Here is an 18,447-nt window from a genome sequence, read left to right as displayed (position 1 = left end):
CCCTCCCGCGTCATGACCGGGTTCGCCGAACTGGTCGCGGGGACCAATTTCTCGTTCCTCGACGGGGCCAGCGATGCGGGCGCGATGGTCGGCCGCGCGGTGGAGCTCAAGCTCGACGGGATCGGGATCGCCGATCGCAACACCGTGGCGGGCGTGGTCCGCGCGCACCAGGCGTTGAAAAAGGCGCGCGACGGTTTGCTGGGCATGGCGATGCCGCCGATCGCCTTCAGGCTGGTGGTCGGCGCGCGGCTCGTGTTCGCGGACGGCACGCCGGACATCATCGCCTATCCCGCGACGCGACTCGGCTGGGGGCGGCTGACCCGGTTGCTGACGGTCGGCAATCGCCGTGCCGAAAAGGGCGGCTGCATTCTCGGGCTCGGCGACCTGATCGCGCATCATGCGGACATGATGCTGGTGGTGATGCCCGAGAGCAGCGCGCGCGGCACGACGCCGGTGTCGCCGCTGCCCGAGGGGGATGCGCTACCCGAACGGAGAGAGCGCGATCTTGCGACGATCTTACGCGCGGTGAAGCGGCTGGGTGCTAAGTCGATCTGGCTAGGCGTGACGATGCCGCGCGGCGGTCGCGATCGGCGGCGGCTGGCGCGGCTCGGCCGGATCGCGGATGCGGCGGGCGTGCCGGTGCTCGCGACTACCGATGCGCTCTATGCCTATCCCGACGATCGCGACCTGCACGACGTGGTCACCTGCATCCGCGAGCGCACGACGATCCACAAGGCGGGGCGGCTGCTCGCGGCGAACGGCGAGCGGCATCTGAAGCCCGAAGGCGAGATCGCGCGGCTGTTCCGCGATCGCCCCGACGCGGTGGCGCAGAGCGCGCGGCTGCTAGGCCAAATCGCCTTCACGCTCGACGACCTGAAATACGAATATCCGCACGAGCCGATTCCGGCGGGCTGGGACGCGCAGACGTGGCTCGAGCATCTCGTCTGGCAGATCGCGCTCGACCGCTACGACTATCTCGTGCCGGCCAAGATGCTGAAGCTTTTGTACGAAGAGTTCGTGCTGATCCGCGAGCGCAAATACGCTTATTATTTCCTCACCGTGCACGACATCGTCCGGTTCGCGCGCGCGCAGGACCCGCCGATCCTGTGCCAGGGGCGCGGCTCGGCGGCCAATTCGGTGGTGTGCTACCTGCTCGGCGTCACCTCGGTCGATCCGATGAAATACGACCTGCTCTTCTCGCGGTTCGTGTCGAGCGAGCGCGACGAGCCGCCCGATATCGATGTCGATTTCGAGCATGAGCGGCGCGAGGAGGTGATGCAGTATATCTATCGCCGCTATGGCCGCGAGCGCGCCGCGATCGCCGCGACCGTCATCCATTACCGGCCCAAGAGCACGGTGCGCGAGGTCGGCAAGGCGCTGGGGCTGACCGAGGACGTGACGCAGCGGCTGACGAGCACGGTGTGGGGCAGTTTCTCAAGCCGCTTCCAGGAACAGCGTTTTGCCGAAACGGGGTTCGACATCGAAAACCCGGAGATCGCGCGGCTGCGCGGGATGGTCGACCGGCTGCTCGAATTTCCGCGTCATCTGTCGCAGCATGTCGGCGGGTTCGTGCTCACCCAGGGCCGGCTCGACGAGATGGTGCCGATCCATAACGGCGCGATGGAGGACCGCACCTTCATCGAATGGGACAAGGACGATATCGACGCGCTCGGACTGATGAAGGTTGATATCCTCGCGCTCGGGATGCTCACCTGTATCCGCAAGGCGTTCGACCTGATGCGTGAGCATGGCCACGGCGATCATTTGCTCGACACGATCGCGGTCGCCGAGGACCCGCGCGTGTACGACATGCTGTGCAAGGGCGACAGCATCGGCGTGTTCCAGGTCGAGAGCCGCGCGCAAATTAACATGCTGCCAAGGCTCCGCCCCCGCGTCCTGTACGATCTCGTCGTGCAGGTCGCGATCGTCCGGCCCGGGCCGATCGAGGGCGACATGGTGCATCCCTATCTCCGGCGGCGCAGCGGCAAGGAGAAGGTCGAGTTCCCCTCGCCCGATCCCAAGTTCGGGCCGCCCGACGAGTTGCAGCAGCTGCTGCGCTTCACCTACGGCGTGCCGCTGTTCCAGGAACAGGCGATGAAGCTGGCGATCGTCGCCGCGGGGTTCACGCCGAACGAGGCGAACCAGCTCCGCAAGTCGATGGCGACGTTCCGCAAGGTGGGCGGCATGGACAATTTCCAGGCCAAGCTGATCGGCGGGATGGTCGCGCGCGGCTATCAGGCGGAGTTTGCCGAGCGGTGTTTCAAGCAGATCGAGGGGTTCGGCTCCTACGGGTTTCCGGAGAGCCATGCGCTGTCGTTCGCGCGGCTGGTCTATGTGTCGTCGTGGATCAAATGCTTCCACCCCGCGGTGTTCTGCTGCGCGCTGCTCAATTCGCAGCCGATGGGGTTTTATGCGCCCGCGCAGCTGGTGCGCGATGCGGTGGAGCATGGCGTAACCGTGCTGCCGGTCGATGTGAATGCGAGCGCGTGGGATAACAGCTTATCCTCCCCGGCACGGGGAGGGGGACCGCGCGAAGCGGGGTGGAGGAGGGCTTCCGCAGACGGATCGCTTGCGGGTGGGGCCGTTGCGGACGGTGCGATTGCATCTGCCACCCTTCCGGGCGGGACGTATGCGGCGGGCCCCCTCCACCATCCTGCGGATGGTCCCCCTCCCCGTGCCGGGGAGGATTTGCGGCTTGGATTCCGGCAGGTCGATGGGTTCCGTCAGGACTGGGCCGACGAGATCGTCCGCGTTCGGACCACGCCGTTCGCGGGGATCGAGGACCTCGCCCGCCGCGCAAACCTGCCGCAGCGGGCGATGAACCTGCTCGCCGATGCCGACGCGTTCCGCTCGGTCGCGAAGGAGCGGCGCGAGGCGTTGTGGGATGTCCGCCGGACGCCACCCAAGCAGCTCGCGCTGTTTGTCGCGGCGGAGGTGCCCGAGCTCGGGGCCGAGCCCGACGCGCATCTGCCGGCGATGCCGCTGTCCGAACAGGTGGCCGCGGATTACCAGACGACGCGGCTGTCGTTGAAGGCGCATCCGATGAGCTTTCTCCGCGCACGGTTCGCAGCGGAAGGCATCCTGTCGAGCGCGCAAGCCAATGCGACCAAGGACGGCCGCCGCGCGAAGGTCGCGGGCGTCGTGCTGGTCCGCCAACGGCCGGGCAAGGGCAATGCGATCTTCGTGACGATCGAGGACGAGACCGGGATCACCAACGGGCTGATGTGGGCGCGCGATTTCGAGGCGAACCGGCGTGCGGTGATGGCGTCGCGGCTGATGGTGCTGGAGGGCGTGATCCAGCGCAGCGAGGAAGGCGTCACGCACCTGATGACCGCGCGCGTGCAGGATCGCAGCGACATGTTGCGGCTGTTATCGGAGGACCATGCGATGGAGCCGCCGCTCGCCCGCGTCGACGAGGTGATCCGTCCGGTGCTGACGCGAAGTCCGGATGCTCGCGAACGACATCCTCGCGCGACACATCCGCGCGACGTCCGTGTCCTGCCCAAGTCTCGCGACTTCCATTGACGCCGTCATCGCAGCGAAGGCTGGGATCCAGAGCCAGGCGCGGCGGGTTCCGTGGTTCTGGATCCTGGGTCGAGCCCTGGATGACGGGTAGCAGGCGCGGTTTGTCGTGCGTACCGATCCATCCTAGAGGTGGCATTCATCGCGAGCGCCCCCAAATAGCGGGCAGAACCACACGGGAGTTGAACTTGGCCACGCTTGGAATGTCCCCCGCGGAGAAGGACGCCGTCGAAGCGTTCCGTCGCGATGTCGTCGAACCGTCGATGACGAAGCTCGTGATCATCGATTTCTGGGCCGAATGGTGCGGGCCATGCAAGGCGCTGACGCCGACGCTGGAGAAGGTCGCCGCGGATTACGCCGACAAGGGCGTCGTGCTGGCCAAGGTCGATACCGACAAGAACCAGTTCATCGCCGCGCAATTCCAGATCAAGTCGATCCCGACCGTCTATGCGATGTTCCAGGGCCAGCTGGTCGCCGACATGACCAGCGCGCGCACCGAGTCGCAGCTGCGGGTCCTGCTCGACCAGTTGCTCAAGCAGCTGCCGATCGAGGCCGAGCCGGCGGATCCGGCCGCCGATGTCGAGCCGCTGATCGCGATCGGCGAAGAGGCGCTTGCCGCGGGTGACGGCGAGCGCGCGCTGGGGCTGTTCCGCGAAATCGCCGAGATCGCGCCCGAGCATCCGCAGGTCCATGCCGGCTTCGTCCGCGCGCTGGTCGCGACCGGGCAGCTCGACGAAGCGAGCGACTGGCTGGCGAACCTGGATCCGGCGATCGCCAACGACCCGGCGATCCACCGCGCGCAGGCAGCGCTCGCGCTCGCGCAGTCCGCGCCACCGGTTGCGGACCTGTCGCCGCTGCTCGCTGCCGTCGAGGCGAACCCCGACGACCTGCATGCCCGCTTCGCGCTCGCCAACGGCCAGATGGCCGCGAACGACCGCGATGCGGCCGCCGACACGTTCCTTGGCATCATCGCCACCGAGCGCGACTGGAACGAGGGCGCGGCGCGCGCGCAGTTGCTCAAGCTGTTCGAGGTCGTCGGGCTCGAAGACCCCTGGGTCTCTGGACAGCGGCGGCGTCTGTCTGCGATCCTGTTCGGATGACCACCGAGTCGCCCCCTCGCGCCACCACGCGTCTATCGATCTTCCCGCTGCCTGGGGCCCTGCTGTTCCCGGGCATGCACTTGCCGCTGCACATGTTCGAGCCGCGCTATCGGGCGATGATCAGCGATGCGATGGCGCGCGACCGGCGGATCGGGATGATCCAGCCGCGGGGCGGGGCTAATGACGATGGCGACGCGCTGTACGACATCGGCTGCGTCGGCAAGATCGCCGAGGTCGAGGCACTCGACGACGGGCGGTACAATGTCGTGCTGGAAGGCATCGCGCTGTTCCGCATCGTCCGCGAGCTCGACGTCACGACCGCGTTCCGGCAGGTCGAGGCCGAGCTGCTGCCGGCGATCGAGGACGATACGCTGTCGCTCGGGCGGCGTTCGTCGCTCGAAATGGAATCGCGCCGGTTCGCGGACATGCAGGGCTATGCGGTCGACTGGGATGCGGTCGGACGGCTCGACGACGAGAGCCTGGTCAACGGCATCGCGCAGATCGCGCCGTTCGATTCGGCGGCCAAGCAGGCGTTGCTCGAGGCGCCGGACATCGAACACCGCGCCGAGCTGATCATCCAGCTGATGCAGTTTTTCGGGCGGCACGACGGAGACGAATCGGTGACGTTGCAGTGAGCGCGCTCGATCCCTGGCTGCTCGAGCGACTGGTCTGCCCGATGACGCGCACGGCGTTGCGCTATGACGAGCCTGCACAGGAACTGGTGTCCGAGGCGGCGGGTCTGGCCTATCCGATCCGTGACGGCGTTCCGGTGATGCTAGTCGAGGAAGCCCGACGGACCGACGTCCCCGCCTGATGCCTTCGGCCGATCGTCGGTTGTCGATTCTCGGCGCGGTCTGGGGAATCGGCCTCGTCTCATCGGGTTGGGCGCCGTTCGACCGAGCGACGTGGTGGATGGAGATCGCCCCCGTGCTGATCGCGTTCCCGATGCTGGTCAGTCTGCGCCGGCGCTTCGTCTTCACCGATCTCGCGCTGCTGCTGATTACGGTGCACGGTCTCGTGTTGATGCTGGGCGGCACCTATACCTATGCGCGCGTGCCGATCGGGTTTGCGGTGCAGGACTGGCTGCATCTCGCGCGCAATCCCTATGATCGGTTCGGGCATCTGATGCAGGGATTCGTGCCCGCGATCGTCCTGCGTGAAGTGCTGGTGTTGACCGGCGTGATCGCTGCGGGCCGCGTGCTGGCGATCACCGTGCTCGCTTACTGCCTGTCGGTCAGCGCGCTGTACGAACTGATCGAGTTCGGGGCCGCGGTCGCGCTCGGCCAAGGCGCCGACGCGTTCCTGGGGACGCAGGGCGACCCCTGGGATACGCAATGGGACATGCTGATGTGCCTGTTCGGCGCCGCGCTGGCGCTGATCCTGCTGTCACGGTCTCATGATGGGCAGATCGCCCGCCTCAGATCGTCATGCCCTGCAGCAGCTTGGGCAGGTCGCCGCTTTCGCCCCGCGCCTCGGCCATGAAGCGATCTTTCAGCGGCGGGATCGCGTTGACCGCGCTGATCCCGAAACGCCGGACCGCGCTGGCGGTCTTGCCCGGCAGGCCGAACAGGCGGGTGAGCGTGTCGGTCGCCGCCGCGGTCATGAACGTGTCGAGCCCACGCCAACGCTGGTAGCGCGCGAGCAACGCCGCATCGCCGAGATCGAGGCCGAGGCGCTTGCCCTCGACCAGCACTTCGGTGAGCGTCGCGACGTCGCGGAAACCGAGGTTGAGGCCCTGCCCCGCAATCGGGTGGATGCCGTGGCCTGCGTCGCCGACCAGCGCGAGCCGCGTATCGGTGATCCGCGCGGCGTGGTGGAAGCCGAGCGGGTAGGACGAGCGCGGCGTCGCCATCGACAGCGCCCCGAGGAATCCGCCCATCGACTTCTCGGCTTCGGCGAGGAATGCGCGGTCGCCGAGCTTCAACATGCCGGGGGCGTTCTTCGCGTCGACCGTCCAGACGATCGCGGAGCGGTGACCGTCGGCGTCATCGGGAAGCGGGAGCAGCGCGAACGGGCCGCTCGCATAGAAGATCTCGTAGGCGACGTCGTCGTGCGGGCGTTCGTGGTGGAATGCGGCGATGATCGCGGTGTGATCGTACGACCAGCGCGCGATGGTGATCCCCGCGGCCTCGCGAGTCGGCGAGTTGCGGCCCTCCGCGGCGATCAGCAGCGGGGCGCGGATCACGGCGCCCGAGTCGAGCGTGACGGTCACGCCCGAGTCGGCGCGGTCGACCGACGTCGCGCGCGTCGTCATGCGCAGGTCGACATTGGCGGCTGCGGTGGCGGCATCGAACAGCGTGCGACGGATCAGCTTGTTCTCGTACATCGTGCCGAGCGCGCCATCGTCGGCGGCGGGGACGAAATCGAGCGCGCCGGGTTCGAGCCCGTCGCTGACGCGGATCTGGCGGATCGCACAGCCCTGCCCCGCCAGCGTCGCGCCGACGCCGATCGCGTCGAGCATGCGGTGGCTCGCGCTCGCCACCGCAGACGCGCGGCCGTCGAAGCCGGGCGCCAGCGTCACCGCGGGGTCGGCAGGATCGATCACGATCGTCGAGATGCCGTGCACGTCGAGCGCCACGGCGAGCGTCGCGCCGACCAGCCCGCCACCGAGGATGATTACATCTGTGTCCATGACGCCGCTCTATCCCGCCAGCCGGTCGCTGCCAACGCCGATCCGGGCGCGGTTTAACCCGTGTTGTCCGCTCGTGACCGCGCATTGCCGACGGGGTCGGCTTGACGTCCGACCAGCCCAGCGCGATGCACTAACCCTATTATAGTGATTCTGGAGAATACGGGTCATGGCCAGCCGCGCGCAGCCAGCCTTGTGGCGTGAGACGGTGAAAGCGGGTGCCGTCCGCAGCGGTGCGCTGATCGCGGCGATCGCGTTGTTCGTCGGCACGCTGCTGATGGCGCTGGCGCTGGCGAGCTATCACCCGAGCGACCCTGCGCTCAACACCGCGTCGGGCGGGTCGCCGGCCAATCTGGTCGGGCCGCCGGGCGCGTGGTTCGCCGATATCGCGCTCACCCTGTTCGGCCCCGCGGTGGCGCTGCTGCTGCCGATCGGGCCGATCCTCGGGCTGCGGCTATGGCGCGACCTGCCGCTGGGCCACTGGGTGCGGATGCTGCGCGGCGCGGCGATCGGCGTCGCGCTGATGGCGAGCGCGCTGGCGTTCGTCTCGGGCTCGTCGGTGCTCGCGCTGCCCGCCGGATGGGGCGGCGTGATCGGGCTTTCGGTCGCGAGTGCGGTCCACTGGGCGCTCAGCTTTGTCGGCGAGCCGGTCGCCGAGCTCTGGTCCGCGCGCGCGATCGGGCTGGTCGCGGCGATCGCGGGTGCGATCGTCTGGGGCAAGAGCATCGAGATCGATCTCGGCGAGCGCAAATGGCGCTTTCCCCGCCGCAATCGCACCGAGGCGCTCGGCTATGATGGCTTTGCGGAGATCGACGAGGACGACGACGAGCCGCTGACCCTGACGCGCAAGCCGGTCGAGCCGCGCGCGCTCGCCGAGCCCGATCCGCGCCCTGCCCCGGTCATCGCCGATCGCCAGACTGCGCCGAGCCAGGCCAAGCCCAAAGAGCGCCAGTCGTCGCTCGACCTGCGCGACAATTTCACGCTGCCCAGCCTCGACCTGCTGACTCCGTCGCCGCCGAGCCAGGGCAATGTCGTCGACAAGGCGGGTCTCGAGCGCAACGCAAGGCTGCTGGAGAACGTGCTCGACGATTTCCACGTGAAGGGATCGATCATCGAGGTGCGGCCGGGCCCGGTCGTGACGATGTACGAGCTGGAGCCCGCGCCCGGCATCAAGGCGAGCCGCGTGATCGCGCTGGCCGACGATATCGCACGCAACATGTCCGCGATTTCCGCGCGCGTCGCGGTGATCCCGGGGCGCAACGTGATCGGGATCGAGCTGCCCAATGCGCGGCGCGAGGCGGTGTCCCTGCACGAGCTCGTCGGTAGCCAGACGTTCGAGGACCAGTCGGCGCAGCTGCCGATCATTCTCGGCAAGAACATCGCGGGCGATTCGGTGATCGCCGATCTCGCGCCGATGCCGCATCTGCTGGTCGCGGGCACGACGGGCTCGGGTAAGTCGGTCGGCCTGAACAGCATGATCCTGTCGCTGCTGTACAAGCTGACGCCGAACCAGTGCCGGATGATCATGATCGATCCGAAGATGCTCGAACTGAGCATGTACGACGACATCCCGCATCTGTTGTCTCCGGTCGTGACCGATCCCGCCAAGGCCGTCCGCGCGCTGAAATGGGCGGTCGAGACGATGGAGGATCGCTATCGCCAGATGTCCTCGGTGGGCGTGCGCAGCCTCGCCGGGTTCAACGACAAGGTGCGTGGCGCGAAGGCCAAGGGGCAGCCGCTCGGGCGGAAGGTGCAGACCGGCTATCACCCTGACACCGGCGCGCCGATGTACGAGGAGGAGAAGCTCGAATATGACGTGCTGCCGCAGATCGTGGTGATCGTCGACGAGCTCGCCGATCTGATGATGACCGCGGGCAAGGAAGTCGAATTCCTCATCCAGCGGCTCGCGCAGAAGGCACGCGCGGCAGGCATCCACCTGATCATGGCGACGCAGCGGCCGTCGGTCGACGTCATCACCGGCGTCATCAAGGCCAATCTGCCGACGCGGATCAGCTTCCACGTCACGTCGAAGATCGATTCGCGCACCATTCTCGGCGAACAGGGGGCGGAGCAGCTGCTCGGCAAGGGCGACATGCTATACATGCCCGGCGGCAAGGGCATCGTCCGCGTTCACGGGCCATTCGTCACCGATGACGAAGTGCGCCTGGTGGCGGATCACTGGCGCTCGCAGGGGCTGCCCGATTACATCTCGTCGGTGACCGAGGAGCCCGAGGAGAGCTTCGCGCTGGAGGGATCGCCTACGGGTGAGGATTCGGCGGAGGACCAGCAATATCGCCAGGCGATCCAGCTGGTGTGCGAATCGCAGAAGGCATCGACCTCGTGGCTGCAGCGACAGTTGCGGATCGGCTATAACTCGGCCGCGCGGTTGATCGAGCGGATGGAGAAGGACGGCATCGTCGGGCGGCCCGATCATGTCGGACGGCGCGAAGTGCTGCGCGATACCGAGGGCCACGCGATCTAGGGTTGGCCTCGCTCGTTCAGTCCCTTGAGACACCAGCATTGTTCCCCCGCGAACGCGGGGGGCCAGGAGCCACTGACGCTATCGTCTGGAACCCTGGGCTCCCGCGTTCGCGGGAGAACGAGGAGGTCACCGCTCGTTGCGTCAGGCCAATTTCGACAAGGGTTTCGGACGCGCGAAGCGCGGTCTACGGGGCTTCTACAAGTGACTGAGAACAGGTGGGATTGATGGGGTTTCGGCGGTTGTGGGTGGCGGCGTTGGCGCTCGCGCTATCGGCGGAGGCTTCGGCGCAGGACATCGCGAAACAGACCCCCGGCAGCACCGCCACCGATACGCAGCATCGCCCCCGCGCGGGCGTTCGCCGCGACAGCGATCTCTCGCCCTCCGCATTGACCGCCGATACGCGGCGCACGCCGCCGCCTGGGCTGTTCGCCGACTGGTTCGATATCCGCAAGAAGCTGGCGGATCGCGGTATCGGGCTGAGCGCACGCTACGCCTCGGAAAGCGGCTATAATTTTTCGGGCGGCGACAGGAAATTGCTGCGCGAGACCGGGCAGTTTGACGTCGGCATGTTGCTCGATCTCGACAAGGTCGTCGGATTGAAGGGCGGCGCGTTCCAGGCGACGCTCACCTATCGCCGCGGTCGCGATCTGGGTGCCGATGCCAATCTCGGCGTGCTGCAACAGGTGCAGGAGGTCTATGGCCGCGGCCAGACGCTGCGCCTGACGCAGTTCTGGTACGAGCAGACGCTGGGCGAGAAACTCGAGCTCAAGATCGGCCGCACCAATCCCGGCGAGGATTTCGCGGTGTTCTCCTGCTATTTCCAGAATCTCAGTTTCTGCGGGGCGCAGCCGGGCAATCTGGTCGGCGATTACTGGCAGAACTGGCCCGTCGGGCAATGGGGCGCGCGGCTGCGCTACGACGTCAACGACCATGTCACGCTGAAGACCGCCGCGTATGAGGTGAACCCGCGCAACCTGGAAAAGGACTTCGTGATCGGCCGGTTCCACGGCGCGACCGGCGCGCTGATCCCGATCGAGGCCGAATGGCGGCGCGGCGACGATGACGGCCGGGTCGGCGCGTACAAGGTCGGCGGCTGGGTCAACACGTCGAACGGAGACGACGTGTATTACGACGTGAACCGCCAGCCGATCGCGATCACCGGGCTGAACCCGCTGCGGCGCAGCGCGCGCTACGGCGTATATTTCAACGTCCAGCAGCAGATCACGGGCACGTCGAAGGACGGCAAGTCGGTCACCGGGCTCAGCGTGTTCCTCAACGCGACCCAGGCCGATCGCGCGACCTCGACCACCGATAACCAGATCGCGGCGGGGCTGTTCTACAAGGGGCTGGTGCCGTGGCGACCGGGCGATATCCTCGGATTCGGCGTCGCGCGGACCAATGTGAACGGGCGCGTCGCTAAAGGGGAGGCACTCGACCCGACCCGGCCGGCGGTGCAGGATGCCGAATATGCGTCGGAGATCTATTACAGCGTGCACCCGACCCGGTGGCTGGAATTGCGGCCGAACGTGCAGGTCATCCATAATCCGGGCGGCGTCCGTGACGCCCGCGATGTCGGCGTGCTCGGGTTGAAGGGGGCGATCACGCTGTAGGGGGCGGTCTTCGCGCCCTCCCCGTCATCCTGACGAAGTACCGAATTCAGTGGCGGTTCAAGCGCGGGGCGGCAATTGTCCGCGCTTCAAGGAGATTTCGATGTTCAATACCCGCCCCGCGGTGATCGCGACGATCGCCGCCCTCTCGGTCGCCGCCATGCCGACGCCGATCGCCGCCCAGGCGACCGGCGATCTCGCCGCCGTCCAGAAGCATCTCCAATCGGTCGAGACGATGACCGCGAATTTTTCGCAGGCGGATCGCAACGGCAAGGTGCTGACCGGCGTGCTGACGCTGAAGAAGCCCGGCAAGCTGCGCTTCCAATATGAGAAGGGCGTGCCGATCCTGATCGTCGCGGAGGGCGGCGCGCTGACCTTCATCGATTATTCGGTCAAGCAGGTACAGCGCTGGCCGATCAAGAACTCGCCGCTGGGCGTGCTGCTCGACCCGACGCGCGACATCACGCGCTATGCCAAGCTCGTGCCCGGCTATGACCAGCGGATCGTGTCGGTCGAGGCGAACGATCCCAAGCATCCCGAATATGGCCGGATCACCTTGGTGTTCGTGCGCAACGCGGGCGCGCCGGGTGGGCTGATGCTACAGGGCTGGGTCGCGCTCGACAGCCAGAACAACCGGACGACGATCCGCCTGACCAACCAGAAGTTCGGCGACGCGGTCAGCGACAACACCTTCCGGTGGAACGATCCGCGCCGCACGGGTGGAAGAAAGTAACATAACTTTCGCGTCATTCATGCCAGCGACAGGTTTCGGTCCCTAGAGAGTGGGCCGCGGATGTGGGGCATTCGGGATTTTTCCCCCTGTTGCCCGGATGGTTTCTCCACAGTCTGCCTGCGTGACGAACGCTGAGTCGGCCCTCGCTCCATGCCCCCGGAGCGGGGGTCATTTCATGTGAAGGGCGGCGCGCAAAAGCATTTTGCGCGACTCGCCCGAACACGGCCGACGGGCCCCTGCTTCTCTAGGGCCCGGTCGACGACAGCGGCTTTGCCGATGGCGCCTTCTTGGTTCGACGCTTGCTTGTCCCGTCCCTCACCCGACGCTACATCGCGGCTGTGAAAATCGCCTCCTGGAACATCAACTCGGTCCGGTTCCGGATCGCCATCGTCGAACAGTTTCTGCGCGACGAGCAACCCGACATCCTGTGCCTGCAGGAAACCAAGGTCATCGACGGCGACTTCCCGTTCGAGGCGTTCCGCGCGCTGGGCTATGAGCACATCGTCCTGCACGGCCAGCGGATGCACCACGGCGTCGCGATTCTCAGCCGCGTGCCGATCGTCGAGGACGACCGGTTCGACTGGCAGGGGAACAGCGAGGCGCGCCATGTCGGCGTCCGGCTTCCCAACGGCGTCCGGCTCGAGAATGTCTACATTCCCGCCGGCGGCGACGTGCCCGACCGCGAGGCGAACCCCAAATTCGGCCAGAAGCTCGATTTCCTCGAGCGGATGACGACCTGGTCGGAGACGCTCGCGGGGCCATCGATCCTGGTCGGCGATTTCAACATTGCGCCGCTCGAATCGGACGTCTGGAGCCACAAGCAGTTGCTCGACGTCGTCAGCCATACGCCGATCGAGGTCGAAGCGCTCGCCCGGTTGCAGGCGGCGGGCGACTGGGTCGATCTTGGTCGCCGCTTTCATCCGGCGCCCGCGCGGCTCTACACCTGGTGGAGCTACCGCGCAAAGGACTGGGAAGCGTCGGATCGCGGGCGGCGGCTCGATCACATGTGGGCGACCGGTACGGCCGCGGAGGCGGCGGTGGAGCACCATGTGTATGAGCGGTGCCGCAGCTGGCTCAAGCCGTCCGACCACATCCCGATCCTGACCGAGTTCGCGTTTTGAGCGATCCGCGTGCTGCGGCCCGCGCGGTGGACGCGTTGCGGCGCGGGTGGCCGATCGCGATCGACGGCCTGGTCCTGCTCGCGGTCGAGACGGCGGATCCGACGCGGCTGGCGGCGTTCGATCCGGACGCGACGGGTGGCGTGCTGATCTCGTCGGGGCGTGCTGCGACGTTGAAGCTGGCGAACCAGCTCGCCGCGGCGGATCCGACCGAGCCCGTGCTGGTCGATCGCGCGCCGTGGATCGACTTTGCCGCGGCGACGGCGCTGGCCGATCCGCAGTTCGACCTGGCGACGCCGATGAAGGGGCCGTTCCGGACGATCCCGGTGGCCAATTCCGAGGCGGCCGCGGCAGCGCTGCGGCTCGCGCGGATCGCCGGGCTGCTGCCAGCCTTCTTCCTCGGCACCGGCGAGCCCGAGGTCGCGATCGCGCGCGCCGACATCGACGCGCATGAGGACGCGGCCCGCCTGACGCTCGCGACGCGCGCGCGGCTGCCGGTCGAGGGCGCGGAGGATGCGGAGATCGTCGCATTCCGCAGCCCCGAAAGCGGCGACGAGCATATCGCGTTGCTGATCGGCCAACCCAATGGCGAGCCGCCGCTGGTCCGGCTGCATAGCGAGTGCCTGACGGGCGACGTGCTCGGCAGCCTGAAATGCGATTGCGGGCCGCAGCTGCACGCCGCGATTCACGCGATTCGCGACAGTGGTTGGGGCATCCTGCTCTACCTGCGGCAGGAAGGGCGCGGGATCGGGCTGGTCAACAAGCTGCGCGCCTATGCGTTGCAGGACCAGGGCTATGATACGGTCGATGCGAACACGCGGCTGGGCTTTGCGGTCGATGCGCGCGATTTCGGCGTGGCGGCGCGGATGCTGACTTTGCTCGGGCAGCGCGACGTGCGGTTGCTGACGAACAACCCGGCCAAGGTCGCCGGGCTGGCGGCGGCGGGTGTGACGGTGATCGAGCGCGTGCCGCATTTCCTGCCATCCAATCCGCATAACGCGCAGTATCTCGCGACGAAACGCGATCGCACGGGGCACCAGTTCTGACCGACATTTCTCCTTCCAGACGCCTGATCGTCGTGTTCGGCGCGGCGGTCCGTCCCGACGGCAGCCCGAGCCCGACGCTCGCGCGGCGGATCGCATTCGCGGCGGCGGCGGCGGCGCGCTATGTCGATGCGGACCTGTTCTGCTCGGGCGCCAAGGGGACGCACGGGCCGTCCGAGGCGTCGGTGATGGCGGACATGCTGGCCGAGACGGTCGACCGGTCGCGGATCCATCTCGACGAGGCGAGCGTCGATACGTTGCAGAGCGTGGTCGCCGCGACCGCGTTCGCGCGTGCGGGCGACTATGCGCAGTGCATGATCTGTACCGACGGCTATCACCAGCCGCGGATCCGCATGCTGTTCACGATGCTGGGGATGCCCGCGAGCGCGATCCATGTGCCGCATGGGGGGAGCCGTCGGTATCAGCTGAAGATGCGGACTCGAGAGGCGGCGGCGATTCCGTATGACCTGGTCGCGGGGATCGGGGCGATCTGGCGGCGCAAGCGGGGCTAACCGCCACCGCGGACGCGTTGCGTTTGCGTCGTCCTCAAGCCAGCACCTCCCCGGCGAAGGCCGGGGTCCAGTTGGGAAGGCCGATGTAACGAAGGTCCGTCCGCCGTTTTTGCCGTTCCCCGACTGGACCCCGGCCTTCGCCGGGGGGGTAGCTATCACTGGCTGGCTTGTCCCCGACGTCAAGAACCGGGGCGAGCTTATCCCAGCAGTCGCGCGACGTCGTCGAAGCTGTCGGCCAGCGCGTCGACGCCGATCGCCTTCAGTCGTGCGCCATGGTCTACGTTGCAATGAGAGCCGGCGGACAGGCCGATGACATAGCCGCCAGACGCCACCGCGCCGGTCGCGCCGACGGGCGAATCCTCGAGGATCGCGGTCCGTGCGATGTCGACGCCGAGCTGGCGCGCGCCGAACAGGTACAGGTCGGGCGCGGGCTTGCCGTTCGTCACATGTTCGCGGCCGCTGTAGAGATGATCGCCGAACGCGTCGCGCAGGCCGATATGCTCGAGATGCCGCGCGATCCAGCTGACCGGGCTCGACGAGACGATCGCCTTGGGCAGGTCGGCGGGGAGCGACCGGACGAACGCCACCGCCCCCTCGATCGCGTCGACGCCCGCGGCCATGACACGCGCGTCCTCGGCCTGCCGTGCGGCGTAGAACTCGTCGGGCAGCGGCCGGTCGATCCAGCGCTCGATCGCGTCGATGAACTGCGGCCCGGCGAGCCCCATGAAGTTCGCCATCGACTCCTCGGCGGTGGTCGGATGCCCGGCGGCAGTGAGCCACTCCGCAATGTGGCGGTTGCCGACCGCTTCGCTGTCGATCAGGACGCCGTCGAAGTCGAACAGCAGCGCGTCGAATTTCATGCCGCGACGCCCCGAGCACCGAACAGCGCGCTGCCGATGCGGACATGCGTCGCGCCGATCGTCACCGCGGTCTCGAAATCGTCGGACATCCCCATGCTGAGCCCGGTCAGCCCGTGGTCGCGTGCGAGCTTGGCGAGGAGCGCGAAATAGGGTGCCGGCTCGATATCGGCGGGCGGCAGGCACATGAGGCCGGCGATCGGCAGCCCGGCGGCGCGCGCCTTTTCGAGCAGCGCGGGCAGCTCGGCGATCGCGCAACCGCCCTTTTGCGGTTCGTCGCCGATATTGACCTGGAGGAAACAGTCGGGACGGCGATCGCCCGCGGCCATCGCCTTGCCCAGCGCCTCGACCAGCGAGGGGCGATCGACCGCGTGGATGCAGTCGAACAGCGCGACAGCCTCGGCGGCCTTGTTCGACTGGAGCTGGCCGATCAAATGGAGTTCGACGTCGGGATAGGCCGCGCGCAGGGCGGGCCATTTCTCCGCCGCCTCCTGAACGCGGTTTTCGCCGAACACACGCTGGCCCTGTTCGAGCAGCGGCGCGATCGCGTCGGCGGAGTGCGTCTTGGAAACCGCGATCAGCGTGACGTCGGTCACGCGGCGATCGGCGATGTCGGCGGCCTTGGCGATCCGCGTGCGGATGGACTCGAGCGGCGTGGTGTCGTCAGATGTCATGGCCCGCGCTATAGGCAGCGACGTGTCGGTTCGAAAGCCCATCCCCGAACGCTGGTTGATGACCGACGAGCGGATGGGCGACGCCTTGTGGCCCGCGCTCCGGCGATTGCCGCCCGGATCGGGGGTGGTGTTTCGGCATTACGCAACCCCGGCGGCGGCGCGACGCGTGCTGCTGCGGCGTGTTCGGCGGCTGGCGCACGCGCGGCGGCTGGTGCTGGTGGTGGCCGGGATCTCTGCGATACGCGCCGACGGCGCTCATGGTCGTGCACGCACATGCGGGATCAGGACGTGGCCGGCGCATTGCCGGACCGAAGCCCTGGCAGGCCTGCGCGCGGGTGCCAATGCGCTGTTCGTGTCGCCCGTCTACGCCACGCGATCGCATGACGGCGCGGCCGGGTTGGGTCCGGCGCGGACGATGCGGATCGCGCGCGGGCTTGGCATGATGGTCATTGCGCTCGGCGGGATGGACGCGGCGCGGTGGCGGCGGATCCGACGGTTCGGGTTCAACGGCTGGGCCGCGATCGACGCGTGGATCCGCTAGGGTCGGGCGAGGTCGTCGGCTGCTAGCGGCGAGCCCCCTCCCCCGTCATCCCAGCGCACGCTGGGATCTTGGCGTTTGGCGGGTGTCGCGAGCCACGAGGGATACCCCAGCTTTGCTGGAGTGAGGAGTTAGGGTGAAGTGACGCGGGATCGTTCTGTGGCCGGCATACTCTCGGCAAGCCATCGTCACGGCGTTTAGAAGCGGAAGGCGGTGCCCAGATACACGGCCTGGCTGTCGCGGCGATCGTCGTCGACCTTCACGAAGCGCTCGCGGTCCGAGCGATAGCGGACGCCGGCGGTCACGGCCAAGTTGCGCGTCAGCGAATAGGAGCCGCCGAGATCGACCGAGTAGCTCGGCATTTCCTCGATCAGGTGCGGCGTGTTCGCCAGCGGACGATCGGCCGCAGCCTTGACGGTGCCACTGAACCGCTTGGCGCTGTAGCTGATCGCCAGATCGGCCGCCTGACGGCTGCCTGGCAGGCCGCCGAGATCGAGCTTGTTCACGTCACCCGAGATCGCGAACCGCTTCCAGCCGACCGACATGCCGAGGCTGTAGGCGATCGGCGCGATGCCGACGGTCGGCGTCGTCGAGGCGAGGCTGGCCGTATTGGCGATGCCGCGGTTGGTCTGCGCACGGACCGCGACGGTCACCGCGCGGTTGTCCTGCCGCGTTTCGGCAGGCGTGAAGCGGAAGCTGCCGGCGTCGAAGCCACCGCGCGCGAACATCGCGGCAAGGCGGGGGTCGGCGGCGGCGGGGGTGAACGAGCCGATACCGCGCACGGCGGCAACACTACGCTTGGCGATCCGCGCGGGCTGTTCGCTGGCGCCGAACGCGGGCGCGACGATCGCGGCGGTGGCGACAAGCGCCCCGGCAATCACCCCGACTATTCCCCCACGCGTCATCACAACGAATCTGTCCTTCGAATCCCGTAATCGGATCCTGTTAAACAGCACCTAACATGAATTGATCCATAGCAAAGGGCGCAGGCCTGCGCATTCTCCCCCTTCGTCACCGAATTGTCCGACAGTGTTGCAATCAGCACACAGATCGCCGCGTTAGCGCTGCCGATCGCAGGGTGTTCCGCTGCCCAAGCGGTACCCGCTCGGGCGCTCGTCGGCGGATGCGGGCGTCTGCTTGCGGGCGCGCGGGCACGCCTGTAGAGCAAGGGCTGATTTTCTTGCCAGGATGATGCCCATGTTCCGCCGCTCGCGTATCGCAGTCGTGCTGTTTGCCCTGCCCCTCGTCGCATGCGGCGGCAGTTCCGCGCGTCCGAAGGCGGATCTTGCCGCGTCGAAGATCACGACGATCGGCGTCAACAGCTATCTGTGGCGCGCGAGCCTCGATACGCTCGGCTTCATGCCGCTGCTCCAGACCGATTCCAATGGCGGCGTGATCGTGACCGACTGGTACATCAACCCGCAGACCCCGACCGAGCGGATGAAGGTGACGGTGTCGATCCTCGATCAGGATCTGCGCGCCGATGCGCTGCGCGTGGCTGCGTTGCGTGAAGTGAACCTGCGCGGCCAGTGGGTGTCGGCGCCGGTCCAGGCCGCGACGACGCAGAAGCTCGAGGATATCATCCTGACCAAGGCCCGCGACCTGCGTCGCGCCTCGATCGCGGGCTGAGGA

The 18,447-nt window shown here is 67.5% G+C and carries 17 protein-coding genes; 13 read left to right on the top strand and 4 right to left on the bottom strand.

Translation table 11 applies throughout. The features are described from left to right. Window positions 1–12: 12 nt before the first annotated feature. The 5 genes from ASF00_RS05215 to ASF00_RS05195 all read left to right on the top strand — a co-directional run bounded on the left by ASF00_RS05215 (window position 13) and on the right by ASF00_RS05195 (window position 6,104). Entirely contained in the window at window positions 13–3,525 is a 3,513-nt protein-coding gene (locus ASF00_RS05215; RefSeq protein WP_055874990.1) for an error-prone DNA polymerase, read from the top strand. A gap of 200 nt (window positions 3,526–3,725) precedes the next feature. Further along, window positions 3,726–4,622 (top strand): tetratricopeptide repeat protein, encoded by an 897-nt coding sequence (locus ASF00_RS05210; RefSeq protein WP_055874987.1) that lies wholly within the window; start codon window positions 3,726–3,728, stop codon window positions 4,620–4,622. Continuing rightward, window positions 4,619–5,257: an LON peptidase substrate-binding domain-containing protein gene (locus tag ASF00_RS05205; RefSeq protein WP_055874984.1), complete on the top strand. Its 639-nt coding sequence runs from the start codon at window positions 4,619–4,621 to the stop codon at window positions 5,255–5,257. Before ASF00_RS05210 ends, ASF00_RS05205 begins: the two co-directional genes overlap by 4 nt. After that, complete coding sequence (locus tag ASF00_RS05200; protein WP_055874981.1) at window positions 5,254–5,436, top strand: Trm112 family protein; 183 nt, start codon at window positions 5,254–5,256, stop codon at window positions 5,434–5,436. Before ASF00_RS05205 ends, ASF00_RS05200 begins: the two co-directional genes overlap by 4 nt. Continuing rightward, entirely contained in the window at window positions 5,436–6,104 is a 669-nt protein-coding gene (locus ASF00_RS05195) for a DUF2238 domain-containing protein (protein ID WP_055874978.1), read from the top strand. The genes ASF00_RS05200 and ASF00_RS05195 overlap by 1 nt, the downstream gene beginning before the upstream one ends. On the opposite strand, the gene ASF00_RS05190 is transcribed toward ASF00_RS05195, so the two are convergent. After that, window positions 6,040–7,254, bottom strand: coding sequence for a UbiH/UbiF/VisC/COQ6 family ubiquinone biosynthesis hydroxylase (locus ASF00_RS05190; protein WP_055874975.1), 1,215 nt, complete (start codon window positions 7,252–7,254; stop codon window positions 6,040–6,042). The genes ASF00_RS05195 and ASF00_RS05190 overlap by 65 nt on opposite strands. Before the next feature lie 166 nt (window positions 7,255–7,420). Here ASF00_RS05190 and ASF00_RS05185 point away from each other — a divergent pair, with 166 nt between their 5' ends. The 6 genes from ASF00_RS05185 (at window position 7,421) to ASF00_RS05160 (ending at window position 14,746) form a co-directional block, all read left to right on the top strand. After that, complete coding sequence (locus tag ASF00_RS05185; RefSeq protein WP_055874972.1) at window positions 7,421–9,733, top strand: DNA translocase FtsK; 2,313 nt, start codon at window positions 7,421–7,423, stop codon at window positions 9,731–9,733. Between the two features lie 224 nt (window positions 9,734–9,957). After that, window positions 9,958–11,343, top strand: coding sequence for a carbohydrate porin (locus ASF00_RS05180; protein ID WP_055874969.1), 1,386 nt, complete (start codon window positions 9,958–9,960; stop codon window positions 11,341–11,343). Between the two features lie 100 nt (window positions 11,344–11,443). Continuing rightward, window positions 11,444–12,073: a LolA family protein gene (locus ASF00_RS05175; protein WP_055874966.1), complete on the top strand. Its 630-nt coding sequence runs from the start codon at window positions 11,444–11,446 to the stop codon at window positions 12,071–12,073. Between the two features lie 338 nt (window positions 12,074–12,411). Then, complete coding sequence (locus ASF00_RS05170; protein WP_055874964.1) at window positions 12,412–13,194, top strand: exodeoxyribonuclease III; 783 nt, start codon at window positions 12,412–12,414, stop codon at window positions 13,192–13,194. Continuing rightward, window positions 13,191–14,237 carry a GTP cyclohydrolase II gene (gene ribA / locus ASF00_RS05165; RefSeq protein ID WP_055874961.1) on the top strand — a complete coding sequence of 349 codons (1,047 nt, stop codon included), beginning with the start codon at window positions 13,191–13,193 and terminating at the stop codon, window positions 14,235–14,237. The genes ASF00_RS05170 and ribA overlap by 4 nt, the downstream gene beginning before the upstream one ends. A gap of 32 nt (window positions 14,238–14,269) precedes the next feature. Continuing rightward, window positions 14,270–14,746, top strand: a complete 477-nt coding sequence (locus ASF00_RS05160) for a YdcF family protein (protein WP_055874958.1) — start codon at window positions 14,270–14,272, stop codon at window positions 14,744–14,746. Window positions 14,747–14,943: 197 nt separating this feature from the next. Here the strand turns inward: ASF00_RS05160 and ASF00_RS05155 are convergent, their stop codons facing one another. Then, window positions 14,944–15,606, bottom strand: a complete 663-nt coding sequence (locus tag ASF00_RS05155; RefSeq protein ID WP_055874955.1) for an HAD family hydrolase — start codon at window positions 15,604–15,606, stop codon at window positions 14,944–14,946. Then, the gene (locus tag ASF00_RS05150) at window positions 15,603–16,277 is read right to left on the bottom strand and encodes a YggS family pyridoxal phosphate-dependent enzyme (protein WP_055874952.1); all 675 of its coding nucleotides are present in this window, start codon (window positions 16,275–16,277) and stop codon (window positions 15,603–15,605) included. Before ASF00_RS05150 ends, ASF00_RS05155 begins: the two co-directional genes overlap by 4 nt. Window positions 16,278–16,299: 22 nt before the next feature. Between ASF00_RS05150 and ASF00_RS05145 the strand changes: the two genes are divergently transcribed. Continuing rightward, entirely contained in the window at window positions 16,300–16,818 is a 519-nt protein-coding gene (locus ASF00_RS05145; protein ID WP_327196347.1) for a thiamine phosphate synthase, read from the top strand. 194 nt (window positions 16,819–17,012) lie between these two features. Here the strand turns inward: ASF00_RS05145 and ASF00_RS05140 are convergent, their stop codons facing one another. After that, window positions 17,013–17,720 (bottom strand): hypothetical protein, encoded by a 708-nt coding sequence (locus tag ASF00_RS05140; RefSeq protein WP_200910472.1) that lies wholly within the window; start codon window positions 17,718–17,720, stop codon window positions 17,013–17,015. Between the two features lie 292 nt (window positions 17,721–18,012). Between ASF00_RS05140 and ASF00_RS05135 the strand changes: the two genes are divergently transcribed. Continuing rightward, window positions 18,013–18,444 carry a DUF3576 domain-containing protein gene (locus ASF00_RS05135; protein WP_055875492.1) on the top strand — a complete coding sequence of 144 codons (432 nt, stop codon included), beginning with the start codon at window positions 18,013–18,015 and terminating at the stop codon, window positions 18,442–18,444. Window positions 18,445–18,447: the final 3 nt, after the last annotated feature.

The sequence above is a fragment of the Sphingomonas sp. Leaf34 genome, assembly GCF_001421805.1.
GTDB lineage: Bacteria > Pseudomonadota > Alphaproteobacteria > Sphingomonadales > Sphingomonadaceae > Sphingomonas.
This window is presented reverse-complemented; position numbering and strand designations above follow the sequence as displayed.